1 protein-coding gene is annotated in these 710 nt (G+C 71.7%); it reads left to right on the top strand.

All coding sequences use genetic code 11. The annotated features are described in order from the left end of the window. Positions 1-159 precede the first annotated feature (159 nt). A partial coding sequence (locus tag AX709_RS11195; protein ID WP_156454254.1) for a DUF6118 family protein occupies positions 160-710 on the top strand: 551 nt, incomplete at its 3' end.

Raw genomic sequence — 710 nt, 5'->3', positions numbered from 1 at the left:
GGGTTGCACCGCGATCCGCAACTCGAATCCGTGTTGCGGCGTCGCGCCCCCGAGCTGGCGTTGAGCATGGAGCGGGGCCGGTCGATCGGGCAGGAACTGGCGCAGTCGGTCGCGATCGGGCGTGATCGCGAGCGTGGCATGAGCCGGTAAGGGGGATGGGTGGCGGACGAGGACGACAGCCAGGGAGCAGACGCGGCCGAGGCTTTCGAGGCCATGCGTGGCGAGCTGGCGCTGTTGCGCCGCGCCGTGGAGGGCTTGGCGGCCGAGCGCGGCGCGATCGACGTGCCCGATTATACCGAGACGTTGGGGCGGATGCAGCAGGGCGTGGACGCCACGGCCGACCGGATCGCGGTCATCAACGACGTGATCGCCCGGAGTCCGGCGCTGGCGATGACGCCCGAGCAAATGGCGCAGCGGATCGTGGCGGCGGGTAACGCGGCCCGGCGCGAGGATCAGGCAGCGCTCGCCAGGGCGGGCGAGGACAAGGCCCGCGTCATGGCCGAGCTTCGCGCCGTCGCCGGGTCCGCATGGACGCGAGCCGACCAGAAGAATCGGCAGCTATGGTTCGGGCTGGGCGGGGTCGCGATCGGCATCATCGCATGGGCGATAGTGCCCGGCCTGGTCGCGCGCGAGGTCGCGCCGGCGAGCTGGCAATGGCCCGAGCGCATAGCGGCGCGGTCGTTAGACTTGCCGCGTTGGGAGGCGGGGCA

Source organism: Sphingomonas sp. CCH15-F11, assembly GCF_001557005.1.
In the GTDB taxonomy this organism is placed as follows: domain Bacteria; phylum Pseudomonadota; class Alphaproteobacteria; order Sphingomonadales; family Sphingomonadaceae; genus Sphingomonas.
This window is presented reverse-complemented; position numbering and strand designations above follow the sequence as displayed.